The following is a 16,858-nucleotide window of genomic DNA, read 5'->3' as shown; positions in this document are numbered from 1 at the left end:
GTGCTTATGAACATGCGATACGACGACAGTGTCACGGTACGCAGTCATCTCGGGACACTGGGCATCGCCGGATTGCTGGCTACGCCCGGCGTCACGGAACTGGCAATCAACCGGCCGTATGAAGGCTGGACCGAAACGCGGGACGGCTGGCAACGCCATGAGCTGCCGAACGCGTCGCTGGAAATGCTGATGCAGTTCGCGCCGGCGCTGGCGATCTACAACAAGGCGAAGCCGGCGCTGTCGGCGGCCGAGCCGGAAAAGCCGGTGCGCCTGCCCGACGGCGAGCGCGGGCAGATCGTGATTCCGCCGGCGTGCGAGCCGGGCACGGTGTCGATGACGATCCGCGTGCCGAGCTCGACGCGCTACTCGGTGCAGGAATGGGCGGACGCCGGACGGTTTGACCGGTTCCGTGATGTCGTTCGCGGTGATCCGGCGGGCGGTGAGGGCACGACGCAGCGCGACATCGACGCGGCGGCGGCACGGGCGGGCCCGGATGGGATTGACGTCGGCCGTGCCACCGCGGTGTTCAATCCGGCCCGCGCGCTGAATGCGTATGGACTCGCGCAGTTCCAGCAGGAAATGCTCGACGCGCTTGCGCAGCGCGACGTGGTGCGGTTTCTGAGGCTCGCCGTGCTGAACCGGCTGAACATCGTGCTCGTCGGTGGCACGGGCTCCGGCAAGACCACGCTAATGAAGGCGCTCGCCGACCTGATCCCGATCATTCCGCACGAGGCGCGCCTAGCGACGATCGAGGATACCCACGAGTTGCCGTTGCCGCTGCATCGAAACCATGTGCACCTGTTCTACAGCGAGGCGATTCCCGCGCGGCGCATCGTCAAGGCGACGCTGCGCATGAAGTTCGATCGCGTGTTGCTGACCGAGCTGCGGGGTGACGAAACGTGGGACTACCTGACCCTGCTCAACACCGGCCACCAGGGCGGCTTGACGACGGTGCACGCAAACGACTCGATCGCGGCGCTGGCACGCATCGCCACGCTCGTGAAGCAAAGTCCGGTGGGACAGACGCTGCCGTTTGACTACCTGATGCGCGAGATCCGCACGACGGTCGACGTCGTGCTGTTCATGGCGAACCGGGACCTGACGGAAATCTGGTTCGATCCGGTCACGAAAATGAAGCTGCTGCGGGGGGATGCATGAAAACGCTCGCAAACGACCCCGTCATCATGAACGGCGACGCACACGCCGGCCTCGAAGCCCTGGAGCGGCAGACGCACGCCGCGGCGGATCGCCTGGCGCGGCAGATTCCGGCCATGTGCGATGCGAACGGCGCGCTGCCATCGCAGGGAATACTCGCCCAGGCGCTGGGCGTGAGCCGGACCCTGCTGCGCGAGGCGGTCAACCAGCTCGTCGCGCGCGGCGTCGTCGATGTACGGACGAGGGTGGGTTCACGCGTGCTCGATGAGCGGCAGTGGCAGATCGTCGACCGGCGTGTGGTGGCCTGGCGCCTCGCCCGCGCAACGGATCCGTCGTTCGTGGTGGACCTCGCCGAGATTCTGCGCGTGCTCGAGCCGGTTGCTGCAGCTGAGGTGGCGCGACATGCGAGCCCGAGGCAACGCGCGCGGATCATGGTGGCCAGCGCCGCGCGACTGGCCTCGACGTCTCTGGCCGGCTACGCCGCCGCACGTCGCGAACTGCATGTGGCGATCCTCGCCGCGAGCGCCAACCAGTTCCTGCAGCAGCTGACGTGCCTTGTGCCGCCGCTGGGGGAGACGGTGGATCCGGATACTGGCGCGCCGAAGATGGCCGACGGTGAGCGCCAGGCGCTCGCACTCCTGGAAGCGGCCATCCGTAACGGCAATCCGGTGGCCGCCCACGAAGGCGTTGAACGCCTGAACGGCTGGGATCTGCCGCGCGATGGCGGTGCGCACGGCCACCGGGGATCTGCGGGAGCGTCGGCATGAAGACCCGTCTTCTCGTTGCCGGTGTCCTGAGCGTGCTGTCCGGCGCAGTGGTGTCCGGCGCCGCCCGCCTGCTTCATCTCGACGCGATCACCGATCCGGTAGAGATCGCCGCAGTGGCCGGCCTCGTCGTCGTCGCGTGCCTGCTGTGGGGCGTCTGCGCGAGCGCAGTGCTGCTGAAAACCGCGACGCTTGCTGAGCGCATCATCGCGGCTGCCCTGCTTGCGCTCGTGGTCCTGGCCGGTCTCGCGGTCGCGGGCCAGTTCGCGGGCGCGATGGCGTTCGCGAAGCTGGAAAAGCTGCCGGACTCCGCCATCGGCCTCTGGACGCTGCGGGACTACTGGCATGCCTGGGGCGACGTGAAGGCGGTGAAACGTTCGCTGCAGATGGCCACCGTGGTATCGGTGATCGTGCCGCTGCTGCCGGTTGCGGCGATCGTCGCGGCGCTGGTCACGAAACCGAAGCGCGAGCTGCACGGCGATGCACGCTTCGCCTACGGCTACGAGATTCGACGCGACGGCCTGCTCGACGAGGCGAACGGCCGCAGGCGCCACAGGGGAAACCGCGGGGGGCGCCGCCGGGACGATGACCGCGATCCCTCGATCATCGTCGGCAGATACAAGGGCAGGTATCTGACGTTTCGTGGCACGGAGTTCGTGATGGTGGCCGCGCGCACGCGCTCACGCAAGGGCGTGGCCATCGTGATCCCGAATCTGCTCACCTTTCCGCACTCCGTTGCGTGTCTTGACGTGAAGGGAGAAAACTTCGACCTGACCTCGCGTTACCGGCAGGCCTGTGGCCAGCAGGTGGTCCGCTGGGCTCCGTTCGACCAGAAGGGGTTGACGCACCGCTGGAATCCCCTGTTCAAGATTGCGAAGAGTCCGGCGTTCGTGCGCGTGGGTCGCCTGCAGGCGATCGCCGCGCGCCTGTATCACACCACCGACGGGCGTAACAAGTTCTTCTACGAACAGGCTGCCGACCTGTTCATGGGGCTTGCGCTGTATCTGATGGAGATGACTGGCGACTGCACGTTCGGCCAGGTGCTGCGCTTGGCGACCACGCCCGACAAAAAGGTGCGTGAGCACCTGTCGGAGTTGATGCAGCACGAGCCGAAGAGGGGCGTGCCGCTGTCGGGGGACTGCCTCGGTGCGCTCTCGCGCGTGCTGGCCTCGCCTGACGAGACGATGCTGAACATCGTCGCGACGTTCAATGCAGGGCTGCGCCTCTTCAGCAACCCGATCGTCGACCAGGCGACGAGCGCCTGCGACTTCGAGCTGGACCGTGTGCGCCGGGAACTGATGTCGATCTACATCGTGTTGCCGGTGCGGGAGCTCGCTGTCGCGAGCCTCCTCGGCAATCTCTTCTACACGCAGCTGATCGAGGACAACCTCGACGTGCTGCCCGGTGAAGATCCGGCGATCAAATACCAGTGCCTGGCTGTCGGGGACGAGATTACGGCGCTCGGTCGCATCGAAGTGCTCGGCAAGGGCAATGCGTTCATCGCGGGCTACTGGATTCGGCTGCTCACGATCCTGCAGTCGAAGGCGCAGCTCGAGCCGAACGATCTGTACGGCCCGGCCGGGGCGCGCACGCTGATTACCAATCACGCGGTACTGGTCGCGTATGCGCCGGGCAATCAGGCCGACGCGAAGGAGCTGTCCGAGACGCTGGGCACCTTCACCGAGAAGGCGACCTCGAAAAGCCGCAATCACGGCCGCAACACGTCGACGGGCACGAGCACATCGGATCAGGGTCGTGCGCTCATGCTCGACCAGGAACTCAAGCGCATGGAACAGCACGAGGAAATCGTGCTCGGCTTCCAGCGGCCGATCCTGTGCGAGAAGGCGACCTATTACGAGGATGACCTCTTTATCGACCGCATGCGCTCGGTCAGTCCGAGGCTCGCCGCGATCGACAAACGCCTGCCCACCGAAGAGGAAATCAAGGCCGCCTGGCAGGCCGGGGAGCTGCGTGCGACCGGCATCCCGACGCACAACCCGGAAACGTATCACGCGGCGCTCTCTGCGAAGGCCGCCGGCGAGATCCGTCTCGCACGGCAGGCCGGTGCGAAGCCGCTGACTGCGGCCGAACTTCTCGCGCTCGACCAGCGCACACCCGGACCGCTGGCAACGGGCATGGCGCTCGCCGGCTTCGAGGCCGACCTGGGCGAACTCGGCGTCGTGATGCGCGACGACGTGCGCGAAATGCTCGCCGGCATCCGCATCGATTTCAGCGGGGCTAACGTGGGAGCGGGGGATGACGCTGACCAGGGGCAGATTGGGCGGGCGCCCGCGTCTGTGGCGCCGGCGGACAACGAGGTAAAGGAGGTATCACATGGTTGACTGGAACAGGCCTGAATCACAGCGAGGCGGGCGGATGTATCTGGACGTGCCCTTCAGGGAGAAAGAGGCGGCACGCGGGCTGGGCGCGAAATTCGACCGGCGCTCGAAGAAGTGGTACGTGCCGGGCGGGGCCGACGTTGCGCCGTTTGCACGCTGGATGACGGCAGCCGGACTGCAGGCAGCGCAGGGTGCGCCAGGTACACCTGACGCGGCGCGGGACCAGCCGCGGGCCTGGTTGGGGAGTGAGGCCGACATCGAGCGCGAAGCCGTGCGGCTGAGCGCACTGATGGGGCAACCGCTCGAAGAGTCCCGCGCGTTCGTGCGGGACTCCGTGCAGGCCGCCGCGGAAAAGGCGGGGCTGGAAGCCCGGGACCGCCTGCGTGCGCAGGGCGCGTCGGCGTTCGACATGATCGACGGGCTACGCAAGGCTGGCCTGCAGGCGCGGCACCGGTATTTCGCCGACCGGCAGCATCTGTATGCGCAAGGCGAGTCCCGGTCGCCGGAACCGGGCGCGCGGGCTGACCAGCAAGCTGCACGTCCGAAGCTCGACGATGCAGCGCTTGGCCGCCGCTATCGTGAAATGGTCCAGTCCATCACGACGGCGGTCACGCTGCATGGGGCCGAGGTCACCCGGATACTGGCCCTCGAACAACGGCTCGAAACGATCCATCGCGACGCGTGGCGCAGGTCGGGTAACCCGGTCGACGGTGAGGGCGCGATCGGTGAGCAGATCCGCACCGGCACCGGGTTTGCGGCGCAGGCGCTGCCGCCGCGCGCGGCCGAGGCGCTGAACAGGCTCCGTGATGAGGCAGGGCTGAGCCCGATGGAGGTCGACGGGCGCACGCCCGCGCGCGACGTGACGGATTCCGGGCCGCCGGAGGACGAGCTTCCGGTGGACGTGGCCGGTATCGGGCCGCAACACCCGCATCGCCATCATGAGCCGGAGCGCGACGACGGCTTCGCCACCTTCGCGGACATCGCCGAAGTGTTCGCGCCTGGGGAGGCGGTATTTGCTGCCGGTCGTGACCAGGCAGACAGCACCAACTGGTCGATGGTGGCAAAGGACCTTGCCGACTATCGCGGGCTGACCGGGCGTATCCAGGATGAGTTCGGCAAAGGCCGGAGCGCGCCTGAAGTTGCCGCAGCGCTCGATCAGGAGCTTGCGTTCCTGTCCCCGCCCGCACGGACTGCGTTCGTGTCGCACGTTCGCGAAGCACTTGACCGGCAGGTTGACGTCCCGTCCGTGCCGCAGGAGGCGCCGGCGGTCAAGGCCGGGGGCGACGCGGTGACGTTTGCCGACGTCGGCGATACGGTGATTGACCATGCGGCGATTGATGACGCGATGCGCCGGCGCGGTCTGACGGAAAGCGCGGTACCGGGCAACCCGCACGTTGAGCCATCGGCTGTCACTGCCGCGGTCGCGAATGAGCCCGTCGCCCGGCCGGGGCAGGCCGCCAACGATACGGCGATGGAGGCTGCGGCGGTGTCCGGCGTGCTCGACACGCAGGTCCAGCGCGCGCAGACGCCTGCGCAGAACGAACCCGACGCCAGGAATCCGGCGAACGACCCGCAGCGGCCGGAGGCTGACACCGTGTCGGCGCAGGATCTGGAGCGTGTGCGCACGGTGCGGGAAGGCGATCATGCAGCCACCGGGAAGCTGCTGCGCGAGCAGGGCAAGCCGGCGCCAGTGCCGGAGGGCGGCGGCGACGGCGCACCGGAAGCTGCGCCCCGGGCAGGCCAGGCGCGTAGCACCGACACCCGCGACAACCAGATCGGCGCCGATCCGGCCTCCCGCAAGCCGGTGGTGACGAAAGACGGCTACGACGTGCCCGCCCACGTTGCGTCGCGCTACATGGTGAAGGACGGCCGGTTCTGGAAGCTCGATGCCATGGAGGCGAAGCCGGCGGGGCAATCAGATATGCGGCCGGATGCGACACCGGTCACGCAGCCGCACTTTGAGGACGTCGGCGCACGCCTGAACTCCCGGCAGAACGATCGCGCAACGATTGCCGACATGGTCGCGGTGGCGAAGGCCAAGAACTGGGACATGATCGTCGTGCGCGGCAGCGAAACGTTCCGCCGCAATGCGTGGATCGAAGCGTCCCTCGCGGGTGTGGACGTGAAGGGCTTCAAACCGGCCGAAAGCGACGAGGCCCTGCTCGAGGCGGCCAGGCGTGAACGCGCGGCGCTGACGATCCGGGCCGGGGCGTCGCCCGTGCCGGCCCCCGCGCCGAAGGCCAGCCCGGCGAGCGCGAATCCGGCGCCCGCGCAGGCGAACGCGAAACCGCAGGCGACGGCCGCCGCGCCGGTAGCGGCGAGCGCAGCGTCGGCACCAGGCGAAGCACCGAAGACCGTCGCGCAGTTGCGCGAGGTGCTCGAAAAATCGCTCGAGCGGGCGCCCGCGCGCATGCGGGCGGAGGTGATTCGCCGGTTCGACGCGCGCATCCAGGCGGGCACCGAGATCGAGGCGCGTATTGCCCGGGGCGAGTTGAGCCGTGACGCCGGCGCCGCCGAGATCGACCGGCGCGCGGCCGAACTGCACGCAGCCTGGACGGCGCCGAAGGCCGCGCCGGCGCCGGGACCGTCAAACAGCCCGAAGCCTGATCAGCAGCAGACGGGTGACCCGGCGACGATCGCAATGTAAGTGGTGCCCACCCCAGTTTATGAGGATTCCGAAATGAGTATTGCCATCGTGAACTGCTCCGGCAACGTCGGCAAGACCACCGTGACCCGCGAACTGCTCGCGCCACGGATGCCGCATATGTCGGTGCGCCAGGTCGAGTCGATCAATACCGATGACTCGGCGGGCCCCAGGGTCGAGGTGATGATTGCCGCCCGCTTTGACGAACTGCACGGCGAGTTGATGCTCGGCCGGGCGCTGCTGGTCGATATCGGTGCGTCGAACGTCGAGGAATATCTCAATCGCCTCGACTCGTCCGAAGGGGCGCAGGAGGATTACACGTGCTTCATCGTGCCGGTCGAACCGGAGAGCAAGCAGATGAAGGACACGATGAAGACGATCAACCTGCTCGCGGATCTCGGAGTGGATCCCAAACGAATCCGCGTGCTGCTGAACAAGGTCGAGCTGGTGAAGAGCGAAGCTCGCGAGGTGACGCTGCGCCGGCTCTTCGGACAGTTGTTTGAGCTGCACGAGCACGACGCTTCCTTCTGGCTGAACCACGATGCGCTCGTGCCGAAGAACGACGTCTTCACGCTCGCGGCGGCGGCGGGCCGCACGATCCACGATATCGCGACCGACGGGGTCGACTACAAGGCGCAGCTGATCGACGCCCCGACCGCCCCGGAGAAGGACCGTCTCGTGCGGCTGGTCGGCCTCAAACGCAAGGCGCTGTCCATCGAGCCGCTGCTTGATCAGGCGTTCAACGCGCTGATGGCCGGAGTCCATGCATGAACGAGCCGACGCCGCAACCGGATCATGCGGGCAAGGCGTCGGAGCGCCTGAGTCAGCTGATCGCCACGATGCCGGCGTCCAACGAGCTGGCCGTGCTCGCGGAGATCCTGATCGAGCAGATGAAGGTGGTGGACGCGCAGCACCATGTTGTCGCGCTGATGGAGTCCACCGACCAGAAGCTGACCGCGACGGTGCAGGCGCTGCGCGAGGAGAACGCGCAGCTGGCGAAGCTGCTCACGCAGTCGCGTCAGGCCTTCATCGGCGAGATCGCTGCGAAGGCGGCCGACCAGGCACGTCGCGCCGCAACCGCGGACGTGGCGGACGAACTTGCGCGGCTGCGGGTCGCCGTTGAATCGCGTGATCGTGCGGTCAACACGAAGCCAGTGGTGCCGGCAACCGGCTCAATCGCCGCGCGCATGGGTATTGCATTTTGCGCAGGCGGCGCACTCATCTGGATCGTCTCGCGTCTGGCGCACACGCTGATCTAGAGAAGCATCGAAGTAGACGGCTGATCGCAGGCGGCCGGAATCTTTCGGGGCTGATGGAGGACGACATCATGGAACGCAGGCAGGAGAGCTTGAAGAAGGTTCCCGTGAGCATCGATACGGAGACTGATATGCGCACCGTCTCGAGGAGTAACGCGATGGAACACCCATTCACTGACCGGAAGTTAGCCAGGAGTCATGCCATGAAACGACGATCGATTGTGGCCGCGCTGTGCGGCGTGGCACTCGCCTGTGCGCTCGCACCGCCGACGGCACGCGCTGACGACGACCAGGATGCGTGTGGCGCGGTGCTCTGTCTGGCAGGTCTGATCATGGGCGGCAACGGTGGCAAGACGTGCGCCGGATACGAGGCCTCGTACTTTTCCATCGTGAAATTTCACAACGGGCACTTCGACCTCAGCGGCACGTCCAGTGCGCGCGGCGATTTCCTGAACCAGTGCCAGTCGGTCGGCAGCGACGTGAAGGGGCCGGTCAACTCGAAATATGGCGCCGTCCAGAACGGACCCTGACCGGGGGCCTGCTGAGCCGATGAAACCCGCGCGTGCCGGCTGCAGCAGATCCCAGCCGGCACCGACTTCCCATTATCGACGGCAACTGCCATGAGCGCTGACGATCACCATGTCGTGACCGAACCGAAACGCCGCGGCCGCAGGAAAGCGCACCTGGCACTCGGCAAGCCGGTCAGCACGCGCCTGACGGACGAGCAGTGGCGGATCTTCAATGAGAAGGTCGAGCGTTCGGGCATGAGCCCGTCGGAGTTCCTGCGCGACTGCATCCTCACGAACCGCACGCAGATCGTCGCGCGGCCGCCGGCGACGGTCGAGCGGCAGCGGATCATGTACGTGATCAACAGGACCGGCAACAACCTCAACCAGCTGGCGCACGTGGCGAACAGCGCGCGCGTGTCCGGCAGGCTGTCCGAATCCACCTTCGTTGCGCTGGTCGACGAGCTGGAGTTGATCACCCAACTGCTGAAGGCGCATCTCCATCGTGTTGATTAGGGTGTCTGGCCGCCACGACGGCGTCAAGCAGTACCTCGAGGAAGGCCGCAAGGTCGACCGCGACATCGATCGCGACGACCTCGACGAGCGCGTGGTGCTCGCCGGCGATCTCGACCTGACCAACGCGGTGATCCAGTCGATCAATGCCGCGCCAGGTGTCGAGCGCTACCTGTCGATCACGCTCTCCTTCAAGGAGGATCACGTCGATCGCCAGACGCTGTTCCAGATCGTGCGCGACTTCGAAGCGTTCGCGCTGCACGCATATCGCCCGGACGAATACAGCTTCTATGCGGAAGCGCACCTGCCCCGCATCAAGAGCTATGTGGACCAGTCGAGCGGTGAACTGGTCGAGCGCAAGCCGCACATCCATATCGTCATTCCGCGCTGGAATCTGCTGGCTGAAAAGCACCTTGAACCGCTCGGTTACGTGCGTTCAAACCTGAGCTTCATCGACGCATTCCAGGAGCACGTGAACGCGCAATACGGGCTCGCGAGCCCGAAGGACAACCGGCGCACGCTGCTCACCGATGCGTCGGAAATGATCAGCCGCTATCGCGGCGACCTGTTCCGCGCGAACAGCCGCGAGCTCAAGGAACAGATCCTCGACGCGGTGCTCGATCGCCAGATCGAGAACCACACCGACTTCATGGCGCTGCTGCAGGAGCACGGCGCCGTACGCATGCGCAACGCCAGCCGCGACAATGCCTATCCGAACGTGAAGCCCGCCGGCGCCGGCAAGGGCGTGAACCTCAAGGAATACGTGTTCACGCCTGAATTCATCGCATTGCCGACCGCCGAAAAGCTGCAGGCGCTCTCGGCCGATGCCGTCGACCGTTACGAAGCGGGTGTTGCGCCGCGCCGCACGCCGGGGCACATCACCGCCGTACTCAACGAGTGGTACGCGAGGCGCGCGCGCGAGGTGAAGTATCTCAACAGCGGTAGCCGTCAGTACCAGCGCTACCAGGAATCCTCTCCCCACGACCGCGAGCTGATGCTCGCGGATCTTGAACGCGGTTTTTACGCACAACACCTGAAGGCATATCATGACCGAGCAGACGACTCCCTCCCAGGCCTCGACGGACATCTTCAACGATCCGGACGCGCATTTGAATTCGGCGCCCAGCCGCCCGACGCAATCGACGGCCCCGGGGCGCGCGAAACCGAACTCGACGCCGCAGGACGCGTCGACGATGGATACGGCGGGCTCGATGCCGAGTTTGACCCTGTCGCAGGTGGGGCGTACCCGTCGCCCGAATCCTTCGACGCTTTGCGAGACCTGTCCGGCCGCCCTGTGGACGGCATCGGACATCGATCTGCAGTGCTATTGCCGGGTGATGCGCTTTACCAGCTGGAGCCAGATGGCACCGTATCCGCGGATCGCCTGCGATGGACTGCAGATCGCCATGGAGAGCCTGCAGCGCAACGAGTAGGCGGCCCCGCAGTTGCCCCTGCATTTGCCTTGCCTCCCGGCCACCTGGATGCGTACCACCGTGCGCTTGAAGCGCACTACGCGTTCGGCGATCCACTCATCGATCCATTCAACAGCCTGCCGCCGATTCGATCGCCGGCGACAGACGCACCGGCCGGTATGTCGCCGCCTGGCCGGTTTGCCGGTCTGCGACACGATCCGTTTGCGGACCGGCTTGACGCGATCGATGTGCCGTTCGATTTCGAGGCTGGCCGGCCATTCAACCTGCCACTGCCCGGGCTCACAGACGACGCGCCACCGTACCGGTCGCGCCGCTCGCGCGCTGGCGACGCCGCGTTTGCTACACCGCGTCACACCGGACGGGCGTCCGACAACGTGCTGTCGCAACTGGCGCGCGAGATTCGTCAGCGCAAGGAAGAGAGTAATCAGCATGCCGAATTTAATGAGATCCGCCGGGGTCTCGACGCCCGCCGTCTGCTGGCCGAGCTGTCCCACACACACGGCGTGCGGCCCGCGAAATACCAGGTTGTCACCGGCCGCGACGGCGCCGATCGCATCCGCGCAGGCTCGCGCAACCTCAACGTGTCGGACTTTCTCACGAAGGAACTGAATCTGTCGTGGCGGGAAGCGGCTCCGCTGCTGCGCGAGGTCTGGCAGCGACAGCAGGCCGGTGAGCTGGTCCCGGCTCCGCGCGAGCGGCCGCGTGCCGCACTCTGGCGTGAATATTCGGTCGCGCGCGAAGCGCATGTCGCGGCCCGCATCGACGCGTGGCTTGCACAGCGCGCGAGCGAACAGCAGCGCCGCGGTGAGATCCGCGCCGCGTTCGGAACGAGACGGGCGGCGATCAGGCAGGACGTGGGTCTGAAGCCGGCCGGGCGGCGTGCGGCGACGTCGCTCGCCCGTGCCGATCGCCTTGGCCATGAGGACGCGCTGCGCGAATCCATCGCGCGCGAGCGGGCGGCGCTCAGGGCCGAATTCGGATCCGCGGGCGGCCCGAGCTTTTCCGGCTGGCTGCGCACGCGGGCCGAACAGGGGGATGAGCGGGCGCTCGAGGAGTTGCGTCGCACCGCAGGTCCGGAGCGGGTAGCCGTTGGGCTCGAGGACGCCGCCGGCGGCGGGGCGTTCAACGTGATCCGGCCGAACACGCCGCGCCCGCATGGGCACGACGAATACAACGCGATCATTTTCCGCTCGCCCGGCCTGTCGTGGTCGGTCAATGAGCGTGGTCACGTCACCTACCGGTACGATGGCCGCGACGTCGTTCGCGATCGCGGCACCAGCGTGCAGGTGCTGCGGGTTGACCGGGCCGCCATCGAGACCGGGCTTCGCCTCGCGCAGGCCAAGTTCGGCAGCACGCTCGAACTGACCGGCGACGACGCGCACCAGTTGGCGGCCGCGAGGGTGGTGGTGGATGCCGGGCTGCGCGTGCAGTTCAGCGACGAGCGCCTGAACCGGGCGATGGATCAGTATCGCCACGCGCGCGTCGACCAGCAGGTGCAGGATGTGCTCGGCACGCCCGGTGCCAGCCCGTCCGCCGATCCTCGTCCACAGCCGCAACCCGGACGTCCGGCGCAGGACTGGCCGACACTCTCCGACGACGGCAAGCCGACCCATTGATGCACGATCGGCCACAGCCCGTTTCCGCCTCCTGCGCCACGCTGCCGCCCGATGCCGGGCAGGGACAGTCACGCGCGGGCGCAATGCACCGGGCTGACAATCAAGCCGCCCGGCGCGGTGGTCGCCCACACATCCTGCAGGAAATGCAGGATCGCCTCGATGCATACCTGGACGAATCCGGCCGCCATTTGCCTTCCCTCAACGCGCCGAGCGGCAGTCATCGCCAGCAACGCCGCGAGCGGCGCATGGCATGCGTGCAGCTGCTGCGCGTGACGCTCAGCTACCTCGACCTGGCGAGCCTGCGTGTCGGCATCCCGCAGCGTGGCGGCGGCTTCATGAGCCTCACGCTGCCCCTTCCTTGCCCGGCACGCGTGCGTTGCCCGTGCGGCGGGCCGAGCGAGCGCCCCGCGACCTGTTGCACGCCGGCCTGGTCACGGCGCAGCAAGGACCCTGAAGAACCATAGCTGTGCACCTTGCCGTCTCTCCGGTCGCTTGTATGACCTGCAGGTGCGCAACGTCATCCGGGGTCCGCACGGGAACGCCCCGATTTATGTGTGGCCGCCTGTCTGTTTGCCCCAATCTGGGCGTATGCTGCGGCGCACTGGCGGCCCCGGGGGGATGCGTGAAATGCGTCGCCCTGGTGAGCGCTCACTAACGTAAAAGGGCGGCGGCACGCGCGAACGCCGAGGACAGGTGTGATCGCTGAGACCCCGGAGCGCCCCGCGAGGCTGGCGATTGTCCGGGCCGACGAAAAAACGCCCGCACAGGGGCGCGGGCTTTGAGCGTGTGCGCGGGTCGGGGTACCTCACGCACGCCTAGATTTTAGGCGAATCCTGAGAGATTACATTAATAAACGGTGCAACATGTTGATTTATATTATAAATATGGTTGCCTGATAGTCGAGCGATTGTCCAATTTTGCAATCCGAAATGCGATAATGCGACACTATGTCAAATGCCGGCCGTCCGACGGGCCGGACCAGCGTCGCAACTAACGGTCATTCCCCTGCCACCCCACCCGCCGCTGCGCGGCCCGCAAAGGTCAACGGTGTTCCGGACTGCAGACCGGTCGACCGCCCCCCGGCGCCACCAGTCGCGCCCGTCTCCTGTCGACGCCGGAAGCCGGACTGCCGGATTTCAGTCGGGTATTTAATCAGGAATACCAGGCATCAACCAGCCATTGATGCAGGAGGCCATGGGCAGGCAGGGGGGCAGGCGGCGACGGCGGGGCGCGTGTCGGCCCCGTTCCGGGGTTGTGTGAACCCGCGCACCGTGCGCCTCCGTGCTACCGGGACGACACGCGCGCTGCGCAGAACGGGTGCGGATCGCGTCACCGCGCACCGCTTCGGGGCGGCAGGATGCATGGCCCGTGGTGCATTTCTGCGGAATTCCCTGCCGTTGAAGAGATCCATAAAAATGGCGCGAATATTGCTTGATGCGTAGGGTACGCGGCAACGGTGCCGGGTGCAGGAAACACAACGGGCTTGCGTGGCCCACGAAGGGCGCGCAGGCCCCCGACAACGGCGTCCCCCTCGTGCCCTGGCGTGAGCGCACGCCGTTTTTTATCGGGTCGGGCAACGGTGGCCCGACCGCCGGCCAGGCGGTTCGCGACGGGAACGGTGCGGCCTGACGATGGATTGCCCCGCATGAACGTGGATCGTCGTTTCTGGCGCAGTGGCCATCGCCCGATGCCCGAAGCGGGGCTTGTCCGTCGAAAGCGATGCATTCATTCTGGATACCTAAGTGATCTATTCCATTGCCTTTTTCCTGGTTGCGGCCGTTTCGGCCGTGTGTGCTTTCAGTGGTTTCGCCAAGGAGGCGGGGGGCGTCGCCAGGGCGGTTTTCATTGTTTTTGTCATGCTTTTCGCGCTTGCCCTGGACTTCCGCAGAAGGCAGCGCTGACTGGAGGCCAACGGCTGTCAGGGCGTGGCTGTCGGCTGGCTGCCGCCGCTCGCGCCGACGGCATCCGTGTCGGAAGGTGTCAGCCATCGTCGGGGTGCACAAAATGGACGACGGGTGTGAATCCGGCGCAGGAGCGGATCTCAGGTCACCGCACTCGCAATCGACACGGAAACGACACGATGCGGACGCACCATGTCACCGCCGCGCATTTTCGGACCGAAAGGCATTCAGCTTGCAGGCATCGGGTGTCGGCCGGAAACGCCAAGCCGAAGTACCATGACACGGCGATACGTTCACGCGTCAAGGTGGGTACACCCAGATTGATCACGGAGGACCCGCATGCCCAAATACACCTACCGGGTTTCACCGCGCACCGCTGAACCCGGCGGCGGCTATCAACTTCGCTTTTACATGGATGGCGAGGAGATGGGCAGCGGTGTCTATCCGGCCGACCCCGACGCCGCACAGGAGGAGGGCATTGACTGGTGGAACGGGCTCGCTGCGCATGAGCGCGCACATTGGCTCGAGAAGGCGAAGAGCGCCCGGCCCGTCGATGCGTGGGGTGCGTTTTTGCGCGAGCAGGCGCATGCTGATGCCCTCGCCGAGGGCTGGGCATGGATTACACGCAGGGGCAGCGTCTGAACGGTGCGATGAAGGTCGCGCGCAAAGCGATCTACCGGTCGGCAGTTGCAAGGGGCAAGTGGCCCCGACGGCGCGGCGGGAAGCCGGGCCCAATGCACGACAAACCTGAATCGCGGTGTGCGCCCGTGCGAGCCTTCGTGCATGGTAACCCCATATGGGAGTCGTGACCTTGACCTGCTCGCGCTGGCTGACGCGCCGCATTTCGGCGATGAGGCAGCAGGCGGCGCGCCAGGTGCATCGGAAAAGACGAACCCTTCGGCGGCATTCGGCGTGACCTCGTCGACCCGGAACACGGCGATTTTTCGTGCACACCGGGCCCAGGCCACCTCGATGCGCTTGATGCGTCGCGGCGCGAGGGGGCCTGGCACACTACCACCGGCTCACAACAAGATCGCCTGCTGCAAAAGTTCCAGCGCTTTCAATTCGTCCAGGCGACCCGTGCGTGCTTTACCTGCCAGCGTCTTGAGCAATGCTTCCGCTATCGGTTCAATACCGTGAAGATCGTCCAGGCTGGTCACCGAAGCGACGGGGAGGGTTACCGGGTTTCGCTGCGATATTGCGGAGGCGGATAACGACTCCAGGGTTGCCGGTGTGGCTGGCGGGGTCTCGCCAAGACTTTCTGCAAGTGAGCGACCGGCAAGGTCGTCGGGAAGATCACTGACCGGATCTTGAGAGTTGACGACAATCGTGTCTTTCTCTCCCGCGACATCCGCCGACACAGGTGAGGGGCTTTCCGAATCGCCCAGGGCGCGGGTCCGCCCGCGCCCCCTGTGCGCCTTCGCATCGGCGGACTTCCCTGGCACGCTAGCGTTTGTTACGGGCGCAAGCGGCTCGTGTTGTTGAGCCGAAACGCGACCACGCGGAGCAGGGGCGAGCATACGCGATACCGACTCCGGAATCTCGGCTTCGGAGCGTGGGGTGTCCAGCCAGCCAATTGGCAAACCAAGGCGCTCCGTGAACCGGTTTGCTTCGACACTGTCCATGCGCTTCTTGCCATGTAGCCGATGGGCCATGTTGGATCCACTCATCGCCATGACCACACCCAATCTTGCTTTCGATCCGTTGCGACTCGTGAGAACGTGAAGGTTGGCGCGCCGGATGCTTTCTACCTCCGCGCCATCGTTCAGTGCCAGCGGTTGCTGCTGGGTCGTTTCAGGCGACGTCTTGTCCTTCGATGGTGACGCTTTTCGCGGCGCTTGAGGTTTGGTCTGTCCGGCCGTTTCGCTTCGACGATTCTTGACGGTCGTGGGCGATCCGGCAGTTGCTTTCTTCGGCATGTGCGCTTCCTCGGACAAACTATCTTCAAAAAGGGGTTGTTGGCCGACGTCCAGGGCAGAAGCCGGCTCCGGTGCTTCAGACACGTCGTCTGGTCCGTCGACCGTTTGAATGAGGTCGAGCGGTGACTTCAGACGAGCGATGGTCTCGGCCGAGAGCCCGGGATTGGGCTGGTCAAAAAAGCCATGCGGTAATCCAAGCGTGGTTTCCATATGAAAGGCGGTCTCTGGCGTGAACCTCTCGCCCTTCAGGAGTTCGGCCACGCGCGTCATGCTGGATTCAAGTGCTATCGCGATATTCTCCGCGCCTACCGCATCGACCAGAAACTGAAACGATCGTGTTTTGAAAATGGAGGCAGTCTGGGTGGAGTCTCGGGGAGGCGCCTTCACATACGGTTGTCTCTGCCGGTTGGGCGGAGATTGCCTTTCGTGGCGAGGTTGGCGTTGGCCGCTGTCCCGGGACCCCGCATATCGCCCGCGGGCTTGACTCATAAAGTAGTGCTCCATGCAATCGTTGGCATCGTGAGTTTGCCATTATAGACAGCACGGCTCTCGCCCCTGCACGACGCGCTCTACGACACCGGCGGCGCGCTACAGGGCTATGAAGCCTGCTCGCTCTTGCGGTCACCTCGATGGCGCAGCTGGACCAACGCGAAGCGATCGGGAACGAAGCGGCTGATGCAGTACACGCGCCTGACCACCGGGAACGTGTTGACCGGGTTGTGCGTGTCCTGTACGAAAGCGTGCGCGGTCGCGCGTCATGAATCACTCACGACCTCGAATTTGCGGTGTCGGTATGGGCGAGGTTACGTAAC

The 16,858-nt window shown here is 65.9% G+C and carries 13 protein-coding genes; 12 read left to right on the top strand and 1 reads right to left on the bottom strand.

What is annotated here, in order from left to right; translation table 11 throughout:
• The first annotated feature begins 6 nt into the window (after positions 1 to 6).
• From E1956_RS44825 to E1956_RS44770, 12 genes are all read left to right on the top strand, one after another.
• Positions 7 to 1,158, top strand: coding sequence for an ATPase, T2SS/T4P/T4SS family (locus E1956_RS44825; RefSeq protein WP_134760449.1), 1,152 nt, complete (start codon positions 7 to 9; stop codon positions 1,156 to 1,158).
• Entirely contained in the window at positions 1,155 to 1,922 is a 768-nt protein-coding gene (locus E1956_RS44820; RefSeq protein WP_232072507.1) for a FadR/GntR family transcriptional regulator, read from the top strand. Before E1956_RS44825 ends, E1956_RS44820 begins: the two co-directional genes overlap by 4 nt.
• Positions 1,919 to 4,261, top strand: coding sequence for a type IV secretory system conjugative DNA transfer family protein (locus E1956_RS44815; RefSeq protein WP_134760447.1), 2,343 nt, complete (start codon positions 1,919 to 1,921; stop codon positions 4,259 to 4,261). The genes E1956_RS44820 and E1956_RS44815 overlap by 4 nt, the downstream gene beginning before the upstream one ends.
• Entirely contained in the window at positions 4,254 to 6,905 is a 2,652-nt protein-coding gene (locus E1956_RS44810; protein WP_134760446.1) for a DUF5710 domain-containing protein, read from the top strand. Before E1956_RS44815 ends, E1956_RS44810 begins: the two co-directional genes overlap by 8 nt.
• Before the next feature lie 33 nt (positions 6,906 to 6,938).
• Positions 6,939 to 7,673, top strand: a complete 735-nt coding sequence (gene stbB / locus E1956_RS44805) for a StbB family protein (protein WP_232072505.1) — start codon at positions 6,939 to 6,941, stop codon at positions 7,671 to 7,673.
• Entirely contained in the window at positions 7,670 to 8,161 is a 492-nt protein-coding gene (locus E1956_RS44800) for a hypothetical protein (protein ID WP_134760444.1), read from the top strand. The genes stbB and E1956_RS44800 overlap by 4 nt, the downstream gene beginning before the upstream one ends.
• A 200-nt stretch (positions 8,162 to 8,361) precedes the next feature.
• Complete coding sequence (locus tag E1956_RS44795; protein WP_134760442.1) at positions 8,362 to 8,688, top strand: TrbM/KikA/MpfK family conjugal transfer protein; 327 nt, start codon at positions 8,362 to 8,364, stop codon at positions 8,686 to 8,688.
• A gap of 90 nt (positions 8,689 to 8,778) precedes the next feature.
• Complete coding sequence (locus E1956_RS44790; protein ID WP_134760440.1) at positions 8,779 to 9,180, top strand: plasmid mobilization protein; 402 nt, start codon at positions 8,779 to 8,781, stop codon at positions 9,178 to 9,180.
• Positions 9,170 to 12,226, top strand: coding sequence for an LPD7 domain-containing protein (locus E1956_RS44785; protein ID WP_134760438.1), 3,057 nt, complete (start codon positions 9,170 to 9,172; stop codon positions 12,224 to 12,226). Before E1956_RS44790 ends, E1956_RS44785 begins: the two co-directional genes overlap by 11 nt.
• A gap of 245 nt (positions 12,227 to 12,471) precedes the next feature.
• Entirely contained in the window at positions 12,472 to 12,690 is a 219-nt protein-coding gene (locus E1956_RS47285; protein WP_232072502.1) for a hypothetical protein, read from the top strand.
• A gap of 1,278 nt (positions 12,691 to 13,968) precedes the next feature.
• Complete coding sequence (locus E1956_RS44775) at positions 13,969 to 14,127, top strand: DUF1328 domain-containing protein (protein ID WP_134760436.1); 159 nt, start codon at positions 13,969 to 13,971, stop codon at positions 14,125 to 14,127.
• A 339-nt stretch (positions 14,128 to 14,466) separates the two neighbouring features.
• Positions 14,467 to 14,769: a hypothetical protein gene (locus tag E1956_RS44770; protein WP_134760434.1), complete on the top strand. Its 303-nt coding sequence runs from the start codon at positions 14,467 to 14,469 to the stop codon at positions 14,767 to 14,769.
• A 380-nt stretch (positions 14,770 to 15,149) separates the two neighbouring features.
• On the opposite strand, the gene E1956_RS44765 is transcribed toward E1956_RS44770, so the two are convergent.
• Positions 15,150 to 16,535, bottom strand: a complete 1,386-nt coding sequence (locus E1956_RS44765) for a hypothetical protein (protein ID WP_134760432.1) — start codon at positions 16,533 to 16,535, stop codon at positions 15,150 to 15,152.
• Positions 16,536 to 16,858: the final 323 nt, after the last annotated feature.

This window comes from Paraburkholderia pallida, from assembly GCF_004524855.1.
In the GTDB taxonomy this organism is placed as follows: domain Bacteria; phylum Pseudomonadota; class Gammaproteobacteria; order Burkholderiales; family Burkholderiaceae; genus Paraburkholderia; species Paraburkholderia oxyphila.
The sequence above is the reverse complement of the archived record's forward strand: the minus strand, read 5'-3'. Positions and strand labels throughout refer to the sequence as shown.

Coding starts and splice junctions, on each gene's coding strand:
- E1956_RS44795 (WP_134760442.1), top strand. CDS start 8,362: ATGAAACGACGATCGATTGTGGCCGCGCTGTGCGGCGTGGCACTCGCC.
- E1956_RS44790 (WP_134760440.1), top strand. CDS start 8,779: ATGAGCGCTGACGATCACCATGTCGTGACCGAACCGAAACGCCGCGGC.
- E1956_RS47285 (WP_232072502.1), top strand. CDS start 12,472: ATGGCATGCGTGCAGCTGCTGCGCGTGACGCTCAGCTACCTCGACCTG.
- E1956_RS44800 (WP_134760444.1), top strand. CDS start 7,670: ATGAACGAGCCGACGCCGCAACCGGATCATGCGGGCAAGGCGTCGGAG.
- E1956_RS44820 (WP_232072507.1), top strand. CDS start 1,155: ATGAAAACGCTCGCAAACGACCCCGTCATCATGAACGGCGACGCACAC.
- stbB (WP_232072505.1), top strand. CDS start 6,939: ATGAGTATTGCCATCGTGAACTGCTCCGGCAACGTCGGCAAGACCACC.
- E1956_RS44765 (WP_134760432.1), bottom strand. CDS start 16,535: ATGAGTCAAGCCCGCGGGCGATATGCGGGGTCCCGGGACAGCGGCCAA.
- E1956_RS44810 (WP_134760446.1), top strand. CDS start 4,254: ATGGTTGACTGGAACAGGCCTGAATCACAGCGAGGCGGGCGGATGTAT.
- E1956_RS44825 (WP_134760449.1), top strand. CDS start 7: ATGAACATGCGATACGACGACAGTGTCACGGTACGCAGTCATCTCGGG.
- E1956_RS44770 (WP_134760434.1), top strand. CDS start 14,467: ATGCCCAAATACACCTACCGGGTTTCACCGCGCACCGCTGAACCCGGC.
- E1956_RS44815 (WP_134760447.1), top strand. CDS start 1,919: ATGAAGACCCGTCTTCTCGTTGCCGGTGTCCTGAGCGTGCTGTCCGGC.